This window comes from Enterococcus sp. AZ091 (assembly GCF_051714805.1).
Lineage (GTDB): Bacteria > Bacillota > Bacilli > Lactobacillales > Enterococcaceae > Enterococcus_D > Enterococcus_D gallinarum.
Genome location: NZ_JBIOSO010000001.1, coordinates 1,013,767 through 1,034,384 on the forward strand (window position 1 = coordinate 1,013,767; position 20,618 = coordinate 1,034,384).

The 20,618-nt window shown below is 43.2% G+C and carries 19 protein-coding genes and 1 pseudogene; all 20 read left to right on the forward strand.

The window, feature by feature from the left end; translation table 11 throughout:
* The first annotated feature begins 32 nt into the window (after positions 1–32).
* The 20 genes and pseudogenes from IGJ28_RS05260 (at position 33) to IGJ28_RS05355 (ending at position 20,604) form a co-directional block, all read left to right on the forward strand.
* Positions 33–809: a Cof-type HAD-IIB family hydrolase gene (locus IGJ28_RS05260; protein WP_003128084.1), complete on the forward strand. Its 777-nt coding sequence runs from the start codon at positions 33–35 to the stop codon at positions 807–809.
* A gap of 256 nt (positions 810–1,065) precedes the next feature.
* Positions 1,066–1,488: a methylglyoxal synthase gene (mgsA, locus tag IGJ28_RS05265; protein WP_003128085.1), complete on the forward strand. Its 423-nt coding sequence runs from the start codon at positions 1,066–1,068 to the stop codon at positions 1,486–1,488.
* 29 nt (positions 1,489–1,517) lie between these two features.
* The gene (gene pepT, locus IGJ28_RS05270) at positions 1,518–2,723 is read left to right on the forward strand and encodes a peptidase T (protein ID WP_005470063.1); all 1,206 of its coding nucleotides are present in this window, start codon (positions 1,518–1,520) and stop codon (positions 2,721–2,723) included.
* Positions 2,724–2,917: 194 nt separating this feature from the next.
* Positions 2,918–3,715 (forward strand): TIGR00282 family metallophosphoesterase, encoded by a 798-nt coding sequence (locus IGJ28_RS05275; RefSeq protein ID WP_003128088.1) that lies wholly within the window; start codon positions 2,918–2,920, stop codon positions 3,713–3,715.
* A 7-nt stretch (positions 3,716–3,722) separates the two neighbouring features.
* The gene (locus tag IGJ28_RS05280) at positions 3,723–4,109 is read left to right on the forward strand and encodes a YlbF family regulator (protein WP_005470065.1); all 387 of its coding nucleotides are present in this window, start codon (positions 3,723–3,725) and stop codon (positions 4,107–4,109) included.
* Positions 4,093–6,639: a DNA mismatch repair protein MutS gene (mutS, locus tag IGJ28_RS05285; protein ID WP_252712242.1), complete on the forward strand. Its 2,547-nt coding sequence runs from the start codon at positions 4,093–4,095 to the stop codon at positions 6,637–6,639. The genes IGJ28_RS05280 and mutS overlap by 17 nt, the downstream gene beginning before the upstream one ends.
* A 15-nt stretch (positions 6,640–6,654) precedes the next feature.
* Positions 6,655–8,787 (forward strand): DNA mismatch repair endonuclease MutL, encoded by a 2,133-nt coding sequence (gene mutL, locus IGJ28_RS05290; protein WP_138371296.1) that lies wholly within the window; start codon positions 6,655–6,657, stop codon positions 8,785–8,787.
* Complete coding sequence (locus IGJ28_RS05295) at positions 8,784–9,350, forward strand: Maf family protein (RefSeq protein WP_252712241.1); 567 nt, start codon at positions 8,784–8,786, stop codon at positions 9,348–9,350. The genes mutL and IGJ28_RS05295 overlap by 4 nt, the downstream gene beginning before the upstream one ends.
* A complete protein-coding gene (locus IGJ28_RS05300; protein ID WP_156247561.1) occupies positions 9,347–9,745 on the forward strand; it encodes a GFA family protein in 399 nt (132 codons plus the stop codon). Before IGJ28_RS05295 ends, IGJ28_RS05300 begins: the two co-directional genes overlap by 4 nt.
* Before the next feature lie 70 nt (positions 9,746–9,815).
* Positions 9,816–10,250 (forward strand): peptide-methionine (R)-S-oxide reductase MsrB, encoded by a 435-nt coding sequence (gene msrB / locus IGJ28_RS05305; RefSeq protein WP_060813252.1) that lies wholly within the window; start codon positions 9,816–9,818, stop codon positions 10,248–10,250.
* Positions 10,251–10,344: 94 nt separating this feature from the next.
* Positions 10,345–10,935: a Holliday junction branch migration protein RuvA gene (gene ruvA / locus IGJ28_RS05310; protein ID WP_252712240.1), complete on the forward strand. Its 591-nt coding sequence runs from the start codon at positions 10,345–10,347 to the stop codon at positions 10,933–10,935.
* 12 nt (positions 10,936–10,947) lie between these two features.
* The gene (gene ruvB / locus IGJ28_RS05315; RefSeq protein WP_438845231.1) at positions 10,948–11,958 is read left to right on the forward strand and encodes a Holliday junction branch migration DNA helicase RuvB; all 1,011 of its coding nucleotides are present in this window, start codon (positions 10,948–10,950) and stop codon (positions 11,956–11,958) included.
* A 350-nt stretch (positions 11,959–12,308) separates the two neighbouring features.
* Positions 12,309–13,220, forward strand: coding sequence for an ABC transporter permease (locus tag IGJ28_RS05320; protein ID WP_005470074.1), 912 nt, complete (start codon positions 12,309–12,311; stop codon positions 13,218–13,220).
* A 13-nt stretch (positions 13,221–13,233) separates the two neighbouring features.
* A complete protein-coding gene (locus tag IGJ28_RS05325; protein WP_021150594.1) occupies positions 13,234–14,115 on the forward strand; it encodes a carbohydrate ABC transporter permease in 882 nt (293 codons plus the stop codon).
* 14 nt (positions 14,116–14,129) lie between these two features.
* Positions 14,130–15,731 (forward strand): annotated as a pseudogene (locus IGJ28_RS05330) (sugar ABC transporter substrate-binding protein).
* A gap of 60 nt (positions 15,732–15,791) precedes the next feature.
* Positions 15,792–16,043: a hypothetical protein gene (locus IGJ28_RS05335; RefSeq protein ID WP_438845232.1), complete on the forward strand. Its 252-nt coding sequence runs from the start codon at positions 15,792–15,794 to the stop codon at positions 16,041–16,043.
* A 106-nt stretch (positions 16,044–16,149) separates the two neighbouring features.
* The gene (locus tag IGJ28_RS05340; RefSeq protein ID WP_003128102.1) at positions 16,150–16,758 is read left to right on the forward strand and encodes a DUF624 domain-containing protein; all 609 of its coding nucleotides are present in this window, start codon (positions 16,150–16,152) and stop codon (positions 16,756–16,758) included.
* Complete coding sequence (locus tag IGJ28_RS05345; RefSeq protein ID WP_005470078.1) at positions 16,745–17,668, forward strand: acetylxylan esterase; 924 nt, start codon at positions 16,745–16,747, stop codon at positions 17,666–17,668. Before IGJ28_RS05340 ends, IGJ28_RS05345 begins: the two co-directional genes overlap by 14 nt.
* 4 nt (positions 17,669–17,672) lie before the next feature.
* Positions 17,673–18,440 carry an endonuclease/exonuclease/phosphatase family protein gene (locus IGJ28_RS05350; RefSeq protein ID WP_003128105.1) on the forward strand — a complete coding sequence of 256 codons (768 nt, stop codon included), beginning with the start codon at positions 17,673–17,675 and terminating at the stop codon, positions 18,438–18,440.
* A gap of 13 nt (positions 18,441–18,453) precedes the next feature.
* Positions 18,454–20,604: a glycoside hydrolase family 3 N-terminal domain-containing protein gene (locus IGJ28_RS05355; protein WP_252712238.1), complete on the forward strand. Its 2,151-nt coding sequence runs from the start codon at positions 18,454–18,456 to the stop codon at positions 20,602–20,604.
* Positions 20,605–20,618: the final 14 nt, after the last annotated feature.

Below are 20,618 nucleotides of genomic sequence, written 5' to 3' on the forward strand. Positions count from 1 at the left end.
TTACAGAAAGAGAGTCTTAGTTTTTTATGGATATGAATCGGAAATTCTTTGCTTTTGATATTGATGGCACGTTACTGGATTCGAACAAGCAACCGTTGGAAAGTACGATTGAAGCATTGGAGTTGCTGCGAAATGCAGGACATTTCGTGACAGTTGCTACAGGCCGCAGTCGTTTCCATGCGAAAGACATCATCCGCTCCCTTGCTTTTGATAATTATATTTTATGCAATGGCGCTGCTGCATTTTTGGCACACCAACAAGTGTACAAAAATTTATTAGATGAAGAACAGCTAAAAGCATTTGTTGCTGAAGCAAACGAGTTAGGGATCGATACCGCATTTGTGGGAATGGATACGGCTAAACGAGCTTCTTCTTTAAATATTGGCATCATGGATGAAGCAATGCGCTCTTTTGGCGCACAATTGCCTGAATTAGACATGCACTTTCCGGAAGAAAAAGAAGTCTATCAAGCGTTGGCTTTTTATGGGAAAGAGTATGAAGACTATTTTGACGATCGCTACAGTAAATTACGTTTTGTTCGCTGGCATGAAAACAGTGTCGATGTCGTGCCAAAAGATGGTTCAAAAGCAGCCACGATTCTTTCGGTGGCACACCAACTAGGAATCTCACAAAAAGATGTGATTTGTTTTGGCGATGGCCAAAATGATCGCGAAATGCTGCAAGCTGCCGGCGTCGGTGTGGCCATGGGTAACGCGGCTCCCGAGATTCAAGCGATTGCTGATAAAGTCACCGCCAGCAATGATGAGGATGGCATCTGGCAAGCATTGAAAGAACTAGATTTGATTTAAACAAACTGTGTCCTAAGAAACAGACAAACCTGAAATTTTTTGCAACAGCCAAATCAGAGAAATCAGCCCCGCAAATTGCCAGAAGGATTTCCTTCGGTGCCCCTTCTTAAGGTGGCAGCCTACCTATTTTACTAAGGGATCTGGTTGATTCTATGATGGAAGCTCTGTGTAAGATTAGGCAATGTCTGATTCTTGGGAGCACAGTTTCTTTTTTTCAGCAAGTATTGGTACAATGGAAAAAAGAGGAGGAGTGAAGATGAAAATAGCATTGATAGCCCATGACCGCAAAAAAGAATTGATGGTGAAGATGGTCACCGCTTATCGCGAAATCTTGGCACAGCATCAATTATATGCCACAGGAACAACAGGGAAACGAATCCAAGAAGCTACGGGACTATCCGTTCATCGCTATAAGTCTGGTCCTTTAGGAGGCGATCAACAAATTGGGGCGATGATTTCGGAGGATGCGTTGGATATGGTGATTTTTTTGCGCGATCCTTTGGCAGCGCAACCACATGAGCCGGATGTGACCGCATTGATCCGTCTGTCAGATGTTTATGAAATCCCGTTGGCTACGAATATCGGTACAGCAGAAATGCTGCTCCGAGGATTAGATGCAGGATTTGCAGATTTCCGACAGATCATCCATGAAACGGACCATCGACCATTATCTTTTTGAAGGAAGTGACGAAAGTGAAGGACAAACCAATGATCGCCGATTTTTTGCGTTATGCCAAAATCAATACCCGTTCCGATGCAAGCAGCCAAACAATTCCTACTACCCCTGGACAAGTTGAGCTGGCGCTTTTATTACGGGATCAATTGCAGTCTATGGGGCTTAACGATGTGTTGTACCATGAAAAGAATAGCTTTGTGATCGGACGTCTTGCAGGAAATCCGGACAAAACGGCTGTCGGATTTATCGCACATGTAGACACCGCTGATTTTGCAGCCGAAAACATCCAACCCCAGATCCATGAAAATTATGATGGCAAAGACGTTTGCCTCAATGAGCCGTTGGGGATCATGATGACAGTCGCTGAGTTTCCTAACCTCAAAGACTACATAGGTGAGACGTTGATCACTACAGATGGAACGACGCTCCTAGGTGCAGACGATAAAGCCGGGATTGCTGAGATCATCGATGCATTGCGGATTTTACAAACGATTGATCCACAAGAACGGGGAGATGTCTGGATCGCTTTTGGTCCGGATGAAGAAATTGGGAAAGGGGCGGATCTATTTGACCCAGCCGATTTCCCAGTGGCTTTTGCTTATACAATGGACAGTGGTCGTGTGGGACATATGGAGTATGAAACCTTTAATGCTGCGCGGATCGATATCCAAATCAACGGAACAAGCGTCCATCCTGGGACGGCTTATGGTCGTCTCGTCAATGCATTAAAGATCGCCAACCAGATCGATGCAGCACTGCCGCAAGCAGAAGTCCCGGAAAAAACAAAAGACTATCAAGGCTTTTACTTGCTTCACAATCTTTCTGGACATATCGGGCAAGCAGAACTCTCCTACATCATTCGTGATCACGATCAAACGCTTTTCCAAAAGCGCAAGGAGAAGATGGTGCAGATCATTGAAAAGTTGAATGAGTACTATGGTGAGCGGATCACCTATCAGCTGTATGATCAATACTACAATATGGGCGACCGAATCAAAGAAAATCCTCAAAGTGTTATCATCGCTCGTCAAGCAATGAAAGACTTAGGGATCACACCGATCGAAGCCCCTTTTCGCGGCGGCACAGATGGGTCCAAAATCACTTACAAAGGGATCCCAACCCCTAATCTATTTACCGGCGGCGAGAATTTCCACGGTCAATATGAATTTATCACTGTTGAAGCGATGGCAAAGGCGCGGGACTTAATCGTTGCGATCGTGAAACGTGTTGCTGAATAATGATGACTCTCCAAACGACCAACGTTGTTTGGAGAGTGTTTTATTTTCTAAAGGGTCCTAGAAGAGTAACAAGAGCAGTCGGTAGGAAGGAATTCCTGTAGTTTAAGGTTGTTTGCTGTTATGGAATAGCTCTTTTTTTTCTCAAGGAAAACACTTATAATAAAGAAAGATGTTAAAAGAGAAGAGGAAAAAGTGTGCGGGTATTATTTATTGGAGATGTGGTTGGATCGTTAGGGAGAAATACCTTGACAGAGTATTTACCAAAATTGAAGAAAGCCTATCGGCCGCAAGTGACGATCGCAAATGGCGAGAATGCAGCTGCGGGTCGGGGGATCACGGGGAAAATTTATAAGAAATTTCTTCAAGATGGCGTCGATGTGATCACACTAGGAAATCATACATGGGATAATCGAGATATTTTTGAATTTATTGGTGATGCAAAAAAAATGATTCGTCCGGCAAATTTTCCAGAAGGGACTCCTGGTACAGGAATGGTCTTTGTGAAAGTCAATGCGATCGAATTAGCAGTCATCAATATGCAAGCACGCTCTTTCATGGTCGACATTGATGACCCTTTTCGTAAAATGGATGAGTTGGTGACTATCGCCCGCAAGCGTACACCATTTATCTTTGTTGATTTTCACGGTGAGACAACGAGTGAGAAACAAGCCATGGGCTGGTATCTAGACGGACGAGTTTCTGCAGTCGTCGGCACACACACCCACGTACAAACCAATGATGCCCGAATTTTGCCACAAGGAACGGCTTATTTGTCAGATGTAGGAATGACTGGTCCTTATGATGGGATTTTAGGGATGAAACGAGAACCTATCATCGAAAAATTCTTGACGGCATTGCCGCAACGCTTTGAAGTGATCGAGAACGGACGCAGTATTTTGTCCGCTTGTCTGATCGAGATCGATGAACAAACTGGAAAAGCCAAATCGATTCGTCCAATCCAAATCAGCGAAGATCGGCCTTTTACAGAATAGGAGAATCATGGACCCACTAGAAAAAGAAACAGCAGTAGCACAAGAATTGGCTGCATTGCGGCAATTATTGGCACAACACCCGGTAGTACAAGAGTTTCAAAGGATTCAACAACGGGCGCAAAAGAATCAAAAGCTGCTGGAGTTAGAAGAAGCAATCAAGCAAACCCAAAAAGAAATCGTTCAGTATGAACATTATGATAAACCGGAAGCAAAAAAGGATGCTTTGCGACGAGTGGCTGAGTTGACCCAACAATATGATCAGCATCCACTCGTGATCGCCTATCGTGCGGCACTTCAGGAAGCAGATGAATTGCTGCACTACGTCACAACAGAAATCCAAAAGCAAGTGAATAAAGCCATCGAGGAGGAAGATGCTCATGCCTCAAAAAACTAAAAACACTCCTATGATGGAACAATATTTAAGCATCAAGGCACAATACCAAGATGCTTTTTTGTTCTATCGTCTGGGAGATTTCTATGAATTGTTCAATGAAGATGCGATCAAAGCTGCACAAATCTTGGAGCTGACATTGACAAGCCGCAACAAAAATGCGGAAGAACCGATCCCAATGTGCGGAGTCCCTTATCATGCCGCCAGTAATTACATTGATACGTTGATCGAACAAGGCTATAAAGTCGCCATCTGTGAACAAGTCGAAGATCCTAAAACCACCAAAGGAATGGTCAAACGGGAAGTCGTTCAATTGATCACTCCGGGGACAGTGATGGATAGCAAAGGGCTGTCCGCCAAAGATAATAACTTCTTGACGGCTGTGATGAAAACGACGCAAGGTTACAGTTTTGCTTATGCAGACTTGAGTACCGGTGAGTTAAAGACCGCGCTTTTAGAAGACGAGGACGCGGTATTGAATGAGGCCGCTGCCTTACAAACCAAGGAAGTCGTTTTGTGCAGCGAAGTTCCTGACTCCCTTAAAGAACTGTTGACCACTCGCTTGAGTGTTGTTTTTTCAAAACAAGAGACATATGAAGAAAACGCTGAATTCCGTTTTTTGACTAGCGGATTGCCTGAAGATGAAAAGACGGTCACTGGCAAATTATTGGGTTATCTCGCAATCACCCAAAAACGCAGCTTGGCTCATATCCAGCAAGCAGTAGAATATCAACCAGATCATTCTTTGAAAATGGACTATTACTCAAAGTTCAATCTCGAATTGAGTCGATCCATTCGAACTGGCAAAAAGCATGGAACACTCTTATGGTTATTAGATGAAACCAAAACAGCAATGGGTGCCCGTTTATTGAAGCAGTGGTTGGATCGTCCTTTGATCCAACCAAAGAAGATCTTTGCACGTCAAGAAATGGTTCAATCATTGTTGGACAGCTTTTTTGAACGAGCAGACTTACAAGACGCACTGACAAAAGTATATGACATGGAGCGCTTAGTTGGGCGAGTTGCCTTTGGCAATGTCAATGGACGGGATCTTCTGCAGCTGAAATCTTCTTTGCAGCAAGTTCCTCTGATCGCCCAGTTGATCAAAGGCATCAATCGTGGAGAGTGGAATGACCTGTTGATCGAATTGGAGCCACTGGATGAGTTAGTGGCATTGATCGATAGCGCCATCGATGAAGACGCACCGCTGCAGATCACTGAAGGAAATGTTATCAAAGATGGCTTTCACGAACAACTAGACAAGTATCGGGAAGCGATGCGCAACGGCAAGCAGTGGCTAGCTGAGTTAGAAGCCAAAGAACGCCAAGAAACAGGTATCAAGAATTTAAAAGTGGGTTTCAACCGTGTTTTTGGTTATTACATCGAAATCACCAAAGCCAATCTGGCTGGTCTCGAAGAAGGCCGTTATGAACGAAAACAGACCCTTGCTAATGCGGAGCGTTTTATTTCACCTGAATTAAAGAAGCTGGAAACAGTGATTTTAGAAGCGGAAGAAAAATCGGTGGATCTGGAATACCAATTGTTCTTGGAAGTACGAGAAGAAGTGAAAAAAAGTATCCTTCGCTTGCAGAAATTAGCCAAAGCCATTAGTGCAGTCGATGTGTTACAAAGTTTTGCGACAATTGCTGAACGCTATCAATATGTACGGCCAGTTTTGAAAAAAGAGCGCTCCTTGAATATCATCGATGGGCGTCATCCCGTTGTGGAAAAAGTGCTGGGGCACCAAGAATATATTCCTAATAGCATCGTGATGCATGAAGACACCGATATTTTACTGATCACCGGACCGAATATGTCTGGTAAGAGTACGTATATGCGGCAATTGGCACTGTTAGTGATTATGGCTCAAATCGGTTGTTTTGTTCCTGCGCAATCAGCAGAAATGCCGATTTTTGACCGCATCTTTACCCGAATCGGTGCCAGCGATGACTTGATTGCTGGACAAAGTACATTCATGGTCGAGATGATGGAAGCCAATCAGGCGTTGCGTCATGCCACACCAAACAGTTTGATCCTATTCGATGAATTAGGGCGTGGAACAGCCACCTATGATGGGATGGCACTTGCTCAAGCCATCATTGAATATATCCATAAAGAAGTCAAAGCGAAGACCCTTTTTTCGACCCATTATCACGAACTGACCATATTGGACGAAGAATTACTGCGTCTGCGGAACATTCATGTAGGAGCGGTAGAAAAAGACGGTGAAGTTGTCTTCCTGCATAAAATGATGGAAGGTCCGGCAGACAAGAGCTACGGAATCCATGTGGCGAAAATTGCAGGACTGCCTAGCGGATTACTACAACGGGCGGCAACGATCTTGAAAGCTCTGGAAGAACATGAACCAACGATCGAAAAGCCTGTGATAGAAGAAACACAACAGCTTTCATTGTTTAGCGAGGTGTCCACAGAAGAAGTTGGCGTCATCGATCAGTTGAAAAAACTGAATCTCTTAGAAATGACCCCAATGGATGCGTTAAATAAGCTTTATGAATTGCAAAAACGAATCTAGAAAGAAGGAAAACAGATGGGCAAGATCCAAGAATTATCTGAACGTCTAGCGAATCAAATCGCTGCCGGTGAAGTCGTGGAACGGCCAGCCTCTGTTGTCAAAGAACTTGTGGAAAATGCAGTGGATGCCGGCAGCACACAGATCGATATCTTCATTGAAGAAGCCGGTCTACGCAAAATCCAGGTGATCGATAATGGCGAGGGGATTGCCGAAGAAGATGTCGTTACGGCCTTCAAGCGCCATGCCACCAGTAAGATCCATAACCGCGATGACTTGTTTCGGATACGGACACTTGGCTTTCGCGGTGAGGCATTGCCAAGTATTGCCTCAGTCTCGATTTTAACAATCGAAACAGCTGTCAAAGATGCTTCCCAAGGCTCATTCCTTCGGTTGAAGGGAGGCACCGTGGAAGAACATATACCAGCGAACTTGCGGCAAGGAACGAAGATCACTGTAGAAAACCTTTTTTATAATACGCCAGCGCGCTTGAAATATGTCAAAACATTGCAGACAGAATTGGCCAATATCGGCGATATCGTGAACCGTATTGCATTGAGTCACCCGGAAGTTGCTTTTCGCTTGGTCCATGAAGGCAATAAAATGCTGACTACTACTGGTAGCGGGGATTTGAAACAAACCATCGCCGGGATCTATGGTGTTGAGACTGCTAAAAAAATGTTAGCTATCAACAGTGAAGATCTTGATTTTAAGCTGACTGGTTATGTCTCGTTGCCTGAAGTGACCCGGGCTAGCCGTAATTATCTATCCACGATCATCAATGGACGATACATTCGGAATTTTGCCTTGAATAAAGCAATCGTTGCTGGATATGGCTCAAAATTGATGGTGGGACGATTCCCGATTGCGGTCCTGGAGATCACGATGGATCCATTATTAGTCGATGTCAATGTTCACCCCACCAAACAAGAAGTACGTTTATCAAAAGAAGAAGAACTGACCAAATTGATCAGTAAATCGATCAATGACAGTTTGCGAGAAGAGAATTTGATTCCGAATGCCGCCGATAATCTTCGTTTTAAGAAAAAAGTGACCACTGAACCTGTGGAACAAACGAAACTGGATCTGGGAACGAGTCCTACGACTTCTTCGGGATTAACTTTCAACCGCGAGACAGGAAAGTTTCAAGTGGCGTCATCAGGTTATCAACAGACTGTGGATAACTTTGTGGAAAACCCTGTGGAGGAAGGTGGAAAACTTCCAGAAAGCGCGGAGCAAAGGGAAAAGGCTCCGGAGTCTTCTGCATATTCTGTGGAAAATCAAGCAGTTTTCGATAGTCTGGAAGAAACACTGCCCAATAAAACGTTGCGAGATCCCTTTGCTGCGACAGTACCTGTGACAGAGATTGTCCAAGAAGTTGATCAACCAGCAGCGTCTGTTCTCGAGGATGCTAGTCAGCAGGACTTGTCGTTAATCGAAGAGCAGGCGCAAGAACGGCTGCATCCTGAACTGCATGCCGGACAGAAAAACTATACGAAATATGTGGATCGTTTGTTAGAAGAAACGCCTGCCAAGCAACGTTTCCCTCATTTAGAATATTTCGGACAGATGCATGGGACGTACCTGTTTGCTCAAAGCGACGAAGGACTTTATATCGTGGACCAGCATGCGGCCCAAGAACGGATCAAATATGAATATTTTCGGGAAAAAATCGGAGAAGTGAGCGACGATTTGCAAGAATTATTGGTACCGATCGTCTTAGATTATCCCAATAATGATGCGATCAAGTTGAAGGAACAAACTGAAAAATTACAAGAAGTTGGGATCCATTTGGAGGAGTTTGGGGCGAACAGCTTTATTGTAAGGGCGCATCCCACTTGGTACCCAGCAGGAGAAGAAGAAAGCATCATTCGAGAAATGATCGACATGCTTTTAGAGACAGGTTCAGTCAGCGTCAAGAAATTCAGGGAAGCAACAGCGATCATGATGAGCTGCAAACGTTCGATCAAAGCCAATCATTATCTAAATGAGGCGCAAGCACGAATCCTGTTGGCGGATCTTGCAAAGTGTGAGAATCCCTTCAATTGTCCTCATGGACGTCCGGTATTGATTCATTTTACCAATAGTGATATGGAGCGAATGTTTAAACGGATCCAAGATCCGCATCGTGCAAGGAGTGGGATGGAATGATTGTCTTAGCTTCTCAATCGCCACGGCGAAAAGAATTATTAGCGGAATTGGTTCCATCTTTTCAGATACAGCCGGCAGATATCGATGAGTCTGTGGTATTTGGAGAGGCACCAGAGGAGTATGTGCAGCGAATGGCGCGGGAAAAGGCAGCAACTGTCGCAGCCTGCTTTCCCACAGATCTTGTGATCGCCAGTGACACTACCGTAGTGGTTGGCCAGGAGATTTTCGGCAAACCTGTTGATGAAGCAGATGCCAGACGGATGTTGCAGAAGATGAGTGGAAAGACTCATTGGGTCCATACTGCGGTCGTTTTACAAAAACAAGAAAAACGACGAGAAAAATTGGTTTCTGCACAAGTCTCCTTTAGTCTGTTGACGGAGCAAATGATTACCGAGTATCTGAAAACTGGGGAATATCAAGACAAAGCCGGGGGCTATGGGATCCAAGGAGCAGCAAAAGTGTTTGTTGAAGCGATCCAAGGGGATTTTTATACGATCGTTGGCTTCCCTGTTAATACGGTTGCCAAGTTATTAAAAGAATTTCCGGAGGAGCTGGAAAAATGAATCTATCCGGCAGGTGTCTTTGTGGTCAAGTTACGATTGAGCTAACGGAGGTTCATCCCCAAGTGACTGCTTGTCATTGCTCAATGTGTCAGAAATTTCATGGTGGTCCTTTTTTAGCGCTGGCCGCTTGTTCCCGTGATCAAATCACATTTACTGGCGAATCCTTGATTCAACGGTATAACTCTTCTAATTGGGCGCAAAGGGGATTTTGCCGCCAGTGTGGCTCTAGCTTATTTTATTATGCACAGGAGACGGCAGAATTCTTCTTTGCCACTGGTTTGTTTCAAGAATTGACAGAAGCAGTTTTCACAGAAGAAATCTATACGAAAGACCAGCCGCCGTTTTATCATTTTGCTGAAAGAACCAGAAGGTGGCCAGAACTGCCCTCTTCTTAAGCAAAGAAGCAAGTTCGTTTACAAACGATTGGAAAAAAGGCAAGATAAGAGAAGAAAGCAGGTGAGAAAAATGTCAGAATCAAAAGAAGATTTGAAAGCGAAATTGTCACCGATCGAATATGCGGTCACACAAGAAAATGCGACCGAACGTCCTTTTACAGGGACTTATGATGATTTTTATGAAAAAGGGATCTATGTGGATATCGTCAGCGGTGAACCGCTATTCGCTTCGACAGATAAGTATGATGCTGGTTGTGGCTGGCCTTCTTTTTCGAAGCCCATCGACCGCAAAGAAATCAAAGAGAAAGCAGATTTCTCTCATGGCATGCACCGTGTCGAAGTCCGCAGTAAAGAAGCAGATTCCCATCTAGGACATGTTTTTTCAGACGGCCCGCAAGACAAAGGCGGGTTGCGCTACTGCATCAATTCCGCAGCCTTGCGATTCGTCCCATTGGAAGAAATGGTTGAGCAAGGATATGGAGAATATACTTCTCTTGTTGAGTAAAGGAGCAAGCTTCGCTTGCTTCTTTTTTTGTCTTTCAGTCTATGCTACAATAAAGGGAACATATGTACAGCTAGATGTATAGAAAGGAACGGTTATGTACGAATATATTATTGGAAAAGTCACGGATATCTTTCCGGCGTATATCGTTGTTGAAACGCACGGTATCGGTTATCAAGTGGCATTCGGCAATCCGTATGCGTTCAGCGGCAAGCTGAATCAAGAAGTGAAGATTTATCTGCATCAAGTAATTAGAGAAGATGCCCATAGTTTATACGGGTTTTCTACATTAGAAGGAAAGCAATTATTTTTAAAACTGATCAGCGTCTCTGGGATCGGTCCTAAAAGTGCATTGGCAATTATGGCGAATGAAGACCATGCGGGATTGATCACGGCTGTCGAAAACGGAGATGTCACTTATTTAACCAAATTCCCAGGTGTTGGCAAAAAAACAGCACAGCAAATGATATTGGACTTAAAAGGAAAAGTCGCAGAATTAGTCGGTGAAGTGCCAACGGCACCAGTCACTGTGGCGAATACCGCGTTGGACGAAGCGATGGCAGCTTTGAAAGCATTAGGCTATAGTGAAAAAGAAATCAAGAAAGCTGAGAAATATTTAGCGCCTAATACGACTAAATCAACAGATGAATACTTACGAGAAGCATTAAAATTGATGATGAAAAAATAAGGAGCGAGTTAGGTGACGGATGAACGGATTGTTTCACCGGAAACGAATGAAACAGAAGAATTGATCGAAAAATCATTGCGTCCGCAGTTTCTCGCGCAATATATCGGTCAAAATAAAGTAAAAGAAGAGTTGTCGATCTACATTCAAGCAGCCAAAAATCGGGAAGAAGCATTGGATCATGTGCTGCTTTACGGACCACCTGGATTAGGAAAGACGACAATGGCGATGGTCATCGCCAATGAAATGGCGGTCAACATCAAGACGACTAGTGGACCTGCTATCGAAAAGCCGGGAGACTTGATTGCGATTTTGAATGAATTGCAGCCGGGGGATGTCTTGTTTATTGATGAGATCCATCGTTTGCCGCGAGTTGCCGAAGAAATGCTCTATTCTGCAATGGAAGATTTCTTCGTGGACATCATGGTTGGCCAAGGAACAACTGCGCATCCGGTCCATTTCCCGTTGCCGCCATTCACCCTAGTAGGAGCTACGACTAGGGCAGGGATGCTTTCTGCACCATTACGGGATCGATTTGGGATCATTTCTCATATGGAATATTATGAAGACCAAGACTTAAAAGAAATCGTCTTACGTTCAGCGGATATTTTTCAGACGGAGATCGTGGAAGAAGGGGCATTTGAGATTGGTCGACGATCTCGAGGAACGCCACGGATCGCTAACCGCTTGCTGAAACGTGTTCGAGACTTCGCGCAAGTGCAAGCGAATGGAATCATTGACCGCCAAATCGCAGATAAAGCTTTGCTGCTTTTGCAAGTCGATCATGCTGGTTTAGATTATGTGGATCAGAAGCTGATTCGAACGATGATCGAGTTGTATGGTGGAGGGCCTGTGGGCCTCAGCACATTATCTGTAAACATCGGCGAAGAAACAGAGACCGTGGAAGATATGTATGAGCCTTACTTGATTCAGAGAGGTTTTTTGAAACGAACACCACGTGGACGGATCGCTACCACACTTGCTTATACCCATTTTGGCTATGAAAATCATTTTGAAGAGCTGTAAAGCTCTTTTTTTTATAGTTTAGTGAAACGTTTTTCTATCGTTCGTGTTCTAAAATTAGTTGCTTCGAGAAAAGAAACAACGCAAGAAACGGTTGCAAGAGCTGTAGAAAAACAAAAATAAGTGATTTAGTGTAGCGGATAACCCTGTTATTAAAGGGTTTTGTTTGTGAAAAATATCTTTAAAGGATATGTAAGTCATTAAAAATGAGATAATGAAAAATGATAAAACTTTAATGATGTAAAGGCTTGCATTTCTTTCTAGCGCGATTTATAATCAACTCGTAGAAACGTTTCACTAAAAAGAAAAAGATAGGATGAGCGTTGAGACGATAACAGAAAGGGTTTTTGCGTATGAGTAAGCTGAAAGAGATATACCGGCAGCGGCAACTGCATTGGATGGTACTACCAGGCGTGGCATTCATGATCGTATTTAATTATATTCCAATTTATGGAATCATTATTGCTTTTAAGAATTATACGGTCATTGATACGATTTCCTCCGCACCATGGGTAGGGTTAGAGAATTTCCGAATTATTTTACACGACAGTTTTTTCTGGGAAGCAGTTGGGAATACGTTAGCAATCAGTATGATGAAGTTAGGCTTAGGCTTTGCGATTCCAATTATTCTCGCCATTATGATTTTTGAGATGCGGGACGGAAAATTGAAGAAATTTATTCAAACCGTTTCGTATATCCCTCACTTTTTTTCTTGGATTGTCCTAGGCGGTATGATGATTTCATGGCTGTCGACCAATGGGTTTATCAACCAGGTCCTGATGTCTTTAGGAATGATGGATAAAGGTGTCAATCATTTGTTGGATCCTGATAAATATTGGTGGATCGCTGTTTTATCTGACCTTTGGAAAGAAGTAGGATGGGGAACGATTTTATATCTTGCAGGAATGTCTCGTATCGATCCAACTTTTTATGAAGCGGCCAGAATCGATGGCGCCACCAAGTTGACGCAGATTCGGACAATCACATTACCACTTTTGACGCCGATCATTTCATTGAATCTGATCCTAAATGTGAGTGGTATCTTAGGATCTAATTTAGACCAGACATTGGTTTTGATGAATTCACAAAACCAAAACAAATCGGAAGTCATCAACTCATTCGTTTATAAAATGGGTCTGACACAAGGCGATTTCTCATATGCAACAGCGGTTGGCTTGGGAATAGCAATCATTTCTGTCATTCTTCTAGTCATCACCGATCGTGTGACACGCAAATTGAACAATGGCAATTCAGTTATCTTATAGGAGGGGTGACCAAGTGATAAAAAGAAGAACACAAGAGAACAAATGGTTTTATTTCTTTAACACAGTGATCCTCGTTCTGTTTTCGCTGCTGATCATTATTCCAATCTGGAATATCTTAGTCTCATCGGTATCTTCTAGTTCAGGGTTGGCTGAAAACGGTCTCGTTTTATGGCCGCGGGGATTTACTTGGGAGAATTACCGGAAAGTATTTTCCGATGACAGTATCCCACGGGCATTTTTGATCTCTGTACTGAAAACATTGATCGGGGCAGTGACACATACACTGTTTTGTGCCGTTGTGGCATACGGACTCAGTAAATCACGGCTGATCGGCCGGAATATCTACACCACGCTAGGAGTCATTACGATGTACTTCGGCGGGGGGATGATCCCAACCTATTTGCTGATCAAATCGTTAGGGTTACTAGATTCATTTTGGGTCTATATCATTCCAGCGTTATTCAGCTATTATGACGTCGTTATCTTGATGAACTTTTTCCGTGAGATTCCTCCTTCTTTGGAAGAATCGGCGAAAATCGATGGGGCCAGCGAATTTCAAATTTTTTACAAGATTTTCCTACCATTAACGAAACCAGCATTAGCTACCATCATATTATTCAATGGTGTCGGACAATGGAACGACTTTATGACCACAAAATTGTACATCACCAAAGAATATCTCTATCCGCTGCAAATGAAGATCTATGAAATCATTGTGCAGTCCAACTTAAGCACGATGACCGAAAGCGGTAGTACCGACTTTGTCGTGCAGGCAACGACCCGCGGGGTGCAATTGGCTACTATCGTTATCACGACTGTACCAATTTTGATTATCTATCCATTACTTCAAAAACACTTCATCGGCGGTATGATGGCCGGTGCGGTAAAAGAATAGAAAGAGGGATCAGTATGAAAAAAGTATTAGGCAGTTTATTGGCAGCAGCAGCATTACTTAGCTTAGCAGCATGTGGCGGCAGCTCGGATGACGCTAGCAGCTCAGATTTTTCGATCAAAGATCGTTATGAGCTTGATGAGAAAACACCAGCATGGAAACTTGATACCAAAAAAGAACCAACTAAAATCACTTGGTACATCAACTCAGACTGGACGGCATTACCTTTTGGGGAAGATGTTACCACCGCACAGATCAAGAAAGATTTAAATATCGATATCGAATTTATTTCCGGAGACGACTCGAAGTTGAATGCACTTATTTCAAGTGGCGATATGCCAGACATCGTGACATTGATGGACAAAACCAGTCAAGCAGCCACTAAAGCAGATAGCTGGGCTTACTCATTGAATGATCTAGCGAAAAAATATGATCCTTACCTATTGGATGTCGTAACAGAAGATACCTTCAATTGGTTTGCATTAGACGATGGCAAAACATATGGCTATCCAAACTATTCCAATACAGCAGCCGATTATGAAAGCGGCAATATTCCGGTAAATGATAACTTCGTCATTCGTGAAGATGTCTATGAAGCACTTGGCAAACCAGACTTTTCTAAACCAGAAAATTTTGTCAAAGTAATGGATCAAATCAAAGAGAAATATCCTGATCTAACCCCAATGGGCTTCACGACTGTCGGTGACACAGCAGGTCCTTTCTTAGATAAATTACAAGACTTCTTAGGTGTTCCATTAGAAGATGAATCTGGTAATTACTATGACCGCAACTTAGATGAAGAATATATCAATTGGTTGAAAACATTCAACAAAGTATATCGTGAAGGCAACATCAGTGATGACAGCTTTACAGATGACGGTCCGACCTATGATGAAAAAGTGAAACAAGGGAAATATGCAACGATGCTTGTTGCAGGAACCAGTGGTCAAGGCGGCAACTTTACTGAATTTATGAAGAATTCTGATACTCGCTATATTGCTATTGATGGACCAGCCAGCACATCAGGCCGGAAACCAACATTGAATCAAACCGGTATCTCAGGCTGGTTGATCAACTACATCACAAAAGATGCAGTCGATCCAGCAAAAGTCACTCAACTATTCACTTACTTGATCGATGAACCAGGACAAATCTTGACGAAATTCGGTGTTGAAGGCGTCACTTATGAATACAATGACGAAGGCAAAATCGATTACTTACCTGAAGTAAAAGAAATGGAGAAAACAGATAACGAAGGGTACAACAAGAAATATGGTATCAGTCGCTTCAACTACTTCAACAATGACCGTGTCAATGCATTGAAAGTAGAAACAGAGAGCGCATTAACCTAAATGCAAGAATGGGGCGAAGGAAAACTTTATCCGCACTTTGTTATTGAGAACACAGATCCAGATGCTGGGACTGCAGAAGCTCGTTCCAATAATTCGATCAAAACAAAACTAAATAGCACAGTCATCTCCTTGATTCGTTCAAAAGATGAAAAAACGTTTGATTCAACACTGTCTGATTTTGAAAGTTTCTTAGATTCCAACAATTGGGATGCAATCAAAGAAGTCAAATCTGAAAAAATGGCAGAAAACCGCGAAAAACTTAAATAATCAGTTATAGAAAGGATGAAAAGAGGAAAGCGAGACCCAACGACCTTTCCTCTTTTTGCTTTGAAACACTGCGATTGGCTTGCGGAGCAAGACATGCAAGTTCTTCTTGGCGCCAGCCTAGAAGCAACTGTAGGCGAAGCGCAGTGTAGACGAGCAGATGTAGAAAAGTACCTACCCGGTGCTTTGAAACACTGCGATTGGCTTGCAAAGCAAGGCATGCAAGTACTTCTTGGCGCCAGCCTAGAAGCAACTGTAGGCGAAGCGCAGTGTAGACGAGCAGATGTAGAAAAGTACCAACAAAAGTATATGTAAAAGGATCTTTTTACTACTTTAGCAAAAGGATAATAAACAAGAGATGAGTAAGAAAACAACAAGAAATCAGTAGGATTGAAACTAGAAAGGGAGCAGGTGAGTGGAGATGAAACAAATTTTCTCTTATGAAGGATGGTACTATCGTGTCTTTTCCTTTGCCGCGGATATGATCCTATTAAGTTTTTTGTTCCTTGTTCCTGCGGTCACGATTGTACTGACAGGACCAGCCTTGATCGCCTTGTATCAAACCATCGATCAACTTTACCAAGAAAAAGATGTTCCAGTTTGGCAACGGTATAGTCGAGCTTTTCTAGCAAATATCAAACGTGGAATCGTACTTGAAGGGATCATCGTGGGGTATGTTGCTGTCACCGCGGCGATCATTTATGGATTGATGGGAATCACCACTTATCTTGGGGTGTTGGCAGTGATACTCAGCAGTTTAGCTGGTTTATTCTTGACGGTGTTTGTCCTACTGTTTTGTTTGTTTTCTTCCACAGTCAAACAAACCGCACACGAAACTGCCTATGCGGTGTTGAGCAGTACCGCAAATGCGATCATCTTGCTAGTGATTCCAGTATTCGTATTTCTATTGCTGAATAAGATCAATTCTTTCTTATTCGTATGTTTAGGTATTTCAGGATTCGCTTATCTGCAAGTACTGTTCTTTCATAAGGTGTGGGCAAAAGAGGGTGACGTCAATGAAATCAATTAGAAATGAACCATCTCAGGAGGAAATCGACCGTTTTTGGCGACAAGTCAAACAAGAAATCAAACAGATTCCATTAGCGTTTGAACGAAAGCAACAACCAGCATTGCTGACAGGAATCGATGTCTATCAGGTCAATTTCCAAAGTTTATACAATGAAACGATTTACGGCTATCTTTTAGTTCCGAAAAATAAGAGCCAACTTCCAATCGTCATCGATTATTTAGGTTATATGAATCACCTACAGGAACCCTTTCAGTTTGCCCACTGGGCACTGATTGATTGTGCCTGCTTGGTGATCGATAATCGCGGGCAAGGCGGCCGTACGAAAGATACACATCCTTATGAAACGACGCAACATGAGGCACCGTTTGGTCGAGGAATTTTAAAAAAAGAAGATTTTTATATGAAACGCATGATTGCAGATAGTCTTCGCCTGCTAGAGGTCGCAGCAGAGCTGCCGGAGATTGATTCTGAACGAGTGATTTTAAGAGGCGGGTCACAAGGCGGCGGGATTGCATTAATTGTCAATGCGCTGGCTGAAACGCCAATCTTTGCGACTTTTGCAGATGTTCCTAGTCACTCGAATATTTCTCACCGCATCGAAAGCAGAACTGGGAGCTATCATGTGATGCAAGAATATATTGATACCTTTCCAGATAGCAAGGAGACCATCTATTACCAAATGGCCTACTATGATTTGAAAAATCTGGCAGCAAAAATCACTGGCCCTGTCTTTGCTTCAGTAGGGAGCCAAGATCCTATCTGCCCAATGACCGATTTTTTTGTCAGTTATCATCGAATCTCAACCCCCAAACAATTAACTGTGTATTTAAACAAAGGGCATGGCGGCGGTGAAGCCAAACAGATTCGAAAAGAAATGCAACAGATCCAAAAATTGTTAAAAAGGATATGAAGAAATGAAAGTGGCAACTTACAATTTACGTGTGGATACGGATTACGATAAAGAGTGGCAATGGTCTTATCGTGCGGACAAAGTATTGGCATTGATCGATTATCATGATTGGGATATTTTGTGCGTACAAGAAGTCCGGCCGACGCAAGTCGCTGATTTAGCAAGATTGACTGATTACGAGTCGGTAACTGCTGAACGAGACGGCGATGGAACAGGAGAAGGTATCGGGATCTATTACAAGAAGACGATGTTTTCTAAAGTAGATTCAGGCTCATTTTGGTTATCTCTGACACCTGATGTGCCAAGTATTCATCCAGAAGCGGAATACTTGCGTCTGTGTTTGTGGACGGTACTAAGAGATAGAAAAGGACATGACTTTTTAGTCATCGACACGCATCTGGACAATATTTCAGAAATCGCCCGTTTTGAAGGGATGAAAGTCATCTTGGAACGGTTAGCGGATAAAATCGCCGCTTTACCCGTTTTACTAATGGGGGATCTCAATGCAGAAGCAGTTGAACGCGTCCATGAATCCCTGCAAACGATTTTTGTTAACGCAAAAGAACAAAATGAAAAAGGACATTACGGTCCCAGAGGTTCCTATCAAAATTTTGACTATCAACTCCCATGGAACCAGTTAGAAGAAATTGATTATATTTATACTAAAGGATTTCGAATCATTAAAACCGGGTGTTTGACGGATTCTTGTGACGGACGGTTTCCTTCCGATCATTTCCCGTTGGAAGCAGATCTCCGATTCGATGAACGATAAAGGTGGAACAAAAATGGAAAAGACAAAATTGACGCACTTACTTGAACAAATGACTATCGATGAAAAAATCGATCAATTATTGCAACTGGCTGCTGCGTTTTATTCAGACAAAGCGGAAGAAAAAACCGGACCGATGAGTGATCTGGGACTGACCCAAGAAACCATCAACAACGCTGGAACAACGCTAGGCGTTTCCGGTGCCAAAGAAGCGATCCGAGTACAACAAGAATACATCAAAAACAATCGCCTGCAGATCCCGACGATTCTAATGGCAGATATTATCCATGGGTTTCGAACAATCTTCCCGATTCCATTGGCTCTAGGTAGTTCGTGGGATCTGAATGCTGCGGAACAAATGGCCGAAATTTCAGCTAGAGAAGCCGCTGTGTCTGGGCTCCATGTGACGTTCTCGCCAATGGTGGACTTAGTCCGGGACCCTCGTTGGGGACGAGTGATGGAATCTACCGGAGAAGATCCCTACTTGAACAGTCGACTTGCGGAGGCTTTCGTGAAAGGCTACCAAGGAGAAGATTTGACCAATGATTTTGAACGGGTCGCCGCTTGTGTGAAGCATTTTGCGGCGTATGGCGCAGCAATTGGCGGTCGTGATTACAACACAGTCAATATGTCTGAGCGTCAATTGCGGGAAAGTTACTTACCAGGCTACCAAGCCGCACTAGCAGCTGGGGCAAAATTGGTGATGACTTCCTTTAATACGGTAGATGGGATTCCGGCTACAGCGAATCGCTGGTTGTTCCGTGATGTGTTGCGAAAAGAATTTGGTTTTGATGGCGTAGTGATCTCTGACTGGGGTGCGGTCAAAGAAATCATTGCCCATGGCGCAGCAGAGGATGAAAAACAGGCGGCAGAATTAGCGATCAAAGCAGGCGTCGATATTGAAATGATGACGACTTGCTACAACGATTATTTGAAAGAATTGATCGAAGAAGGCGCTGTTGCGGAAGAGTTATTGGATGAAGCGGTATTGCGGATCTTGACCCTTAAAAATGATCTTGGTCTTTTTGAAAATCCTCATCGTGGGGCAGATGAAGCTGCTGAAGCTAGGGTCGTACTTTCGCAAGAACATCGAACAGCCGCGAGAGAAATCGCTCAAAAATCAATGGTTTTATTGAAGAATGAGAACATCTTACCATTTAAATCAACGGAGACGGTCGCGATCATTGGACCAGCGGCTCACTCTAAAGATATTTTAGGTGCATGGTCATGGCAAGGGAAACAAGAAGAAGCCGTTTCATTGATCGAAGGGAGCAAAGCAGTTTCAGAGAACATTCTTTACGGAAAAGAACCATTCGATTATTTTGCGCCAACAGAAGCAGCGATCAATGAAGCTGTTACATTAGCTAAACAAGCAGATAAAGTGGTTCTCGCACTAGGTGAACAAGACTGGATGAGCGGAGAAGCAGCGAGCCGCAGTGATATTCGCTTGCCTGAAGCGCAGTTAGCATTATTCAAACAATTGCAGGCAGTCAATAAGCAACTCGTTGTGACCTTGTATAATGGTCGTCCATTAGATCTTCAAGGCATTGATGAAGCAAAAGCCATCGTTGAAGCATGGTTCCCTGGAACAGAAGGTGGTCACGCATTAGCAAATCTTTTATGGGGACAATACAATCCAAGCGGCCGTTTGAGTATGTCTTTCCCAGAAACAGTCGGTCAAGTACCTGTTTATTACAATACTGAAACTACCGGTCGTCCTTATGAAAGTGCACCTGATGAAAAATATGTCTCGAAATATTTGGATGTCTCCAACTATGCAAAATATCCTTTTGGTTTCGGTTTGAGCTATCACGAGGCTCAGTATAGTGAGTTAAGTTTAGATAAATCACAACTGTCTGCTGAAGAGACACTGACAGTATCCCTTCAGATCAAGAATAATAGCGACTTTGCTGGTGAAGAAACCGTCCAGTTATATCTGCGAGACCTCGTTGGTGAAGTTGTCCGACCAATCAAAGAATTAAAAGGATTCCAAAAAGTATGGTTAGAACCAGGGGAAACCAAAGAAGTAACTTTTTCAATTACGGAAGATATGTTGCGTTACGTCCACAGCAATCAGGAAACATCCAGTGATGCTGGCACATTCCAAGCCATGGTCGGCAGCAACAGTCGTGATCTGCAGATGGCTACATTCAAATTCGTAAGATAAGGATAGGAAGGTTT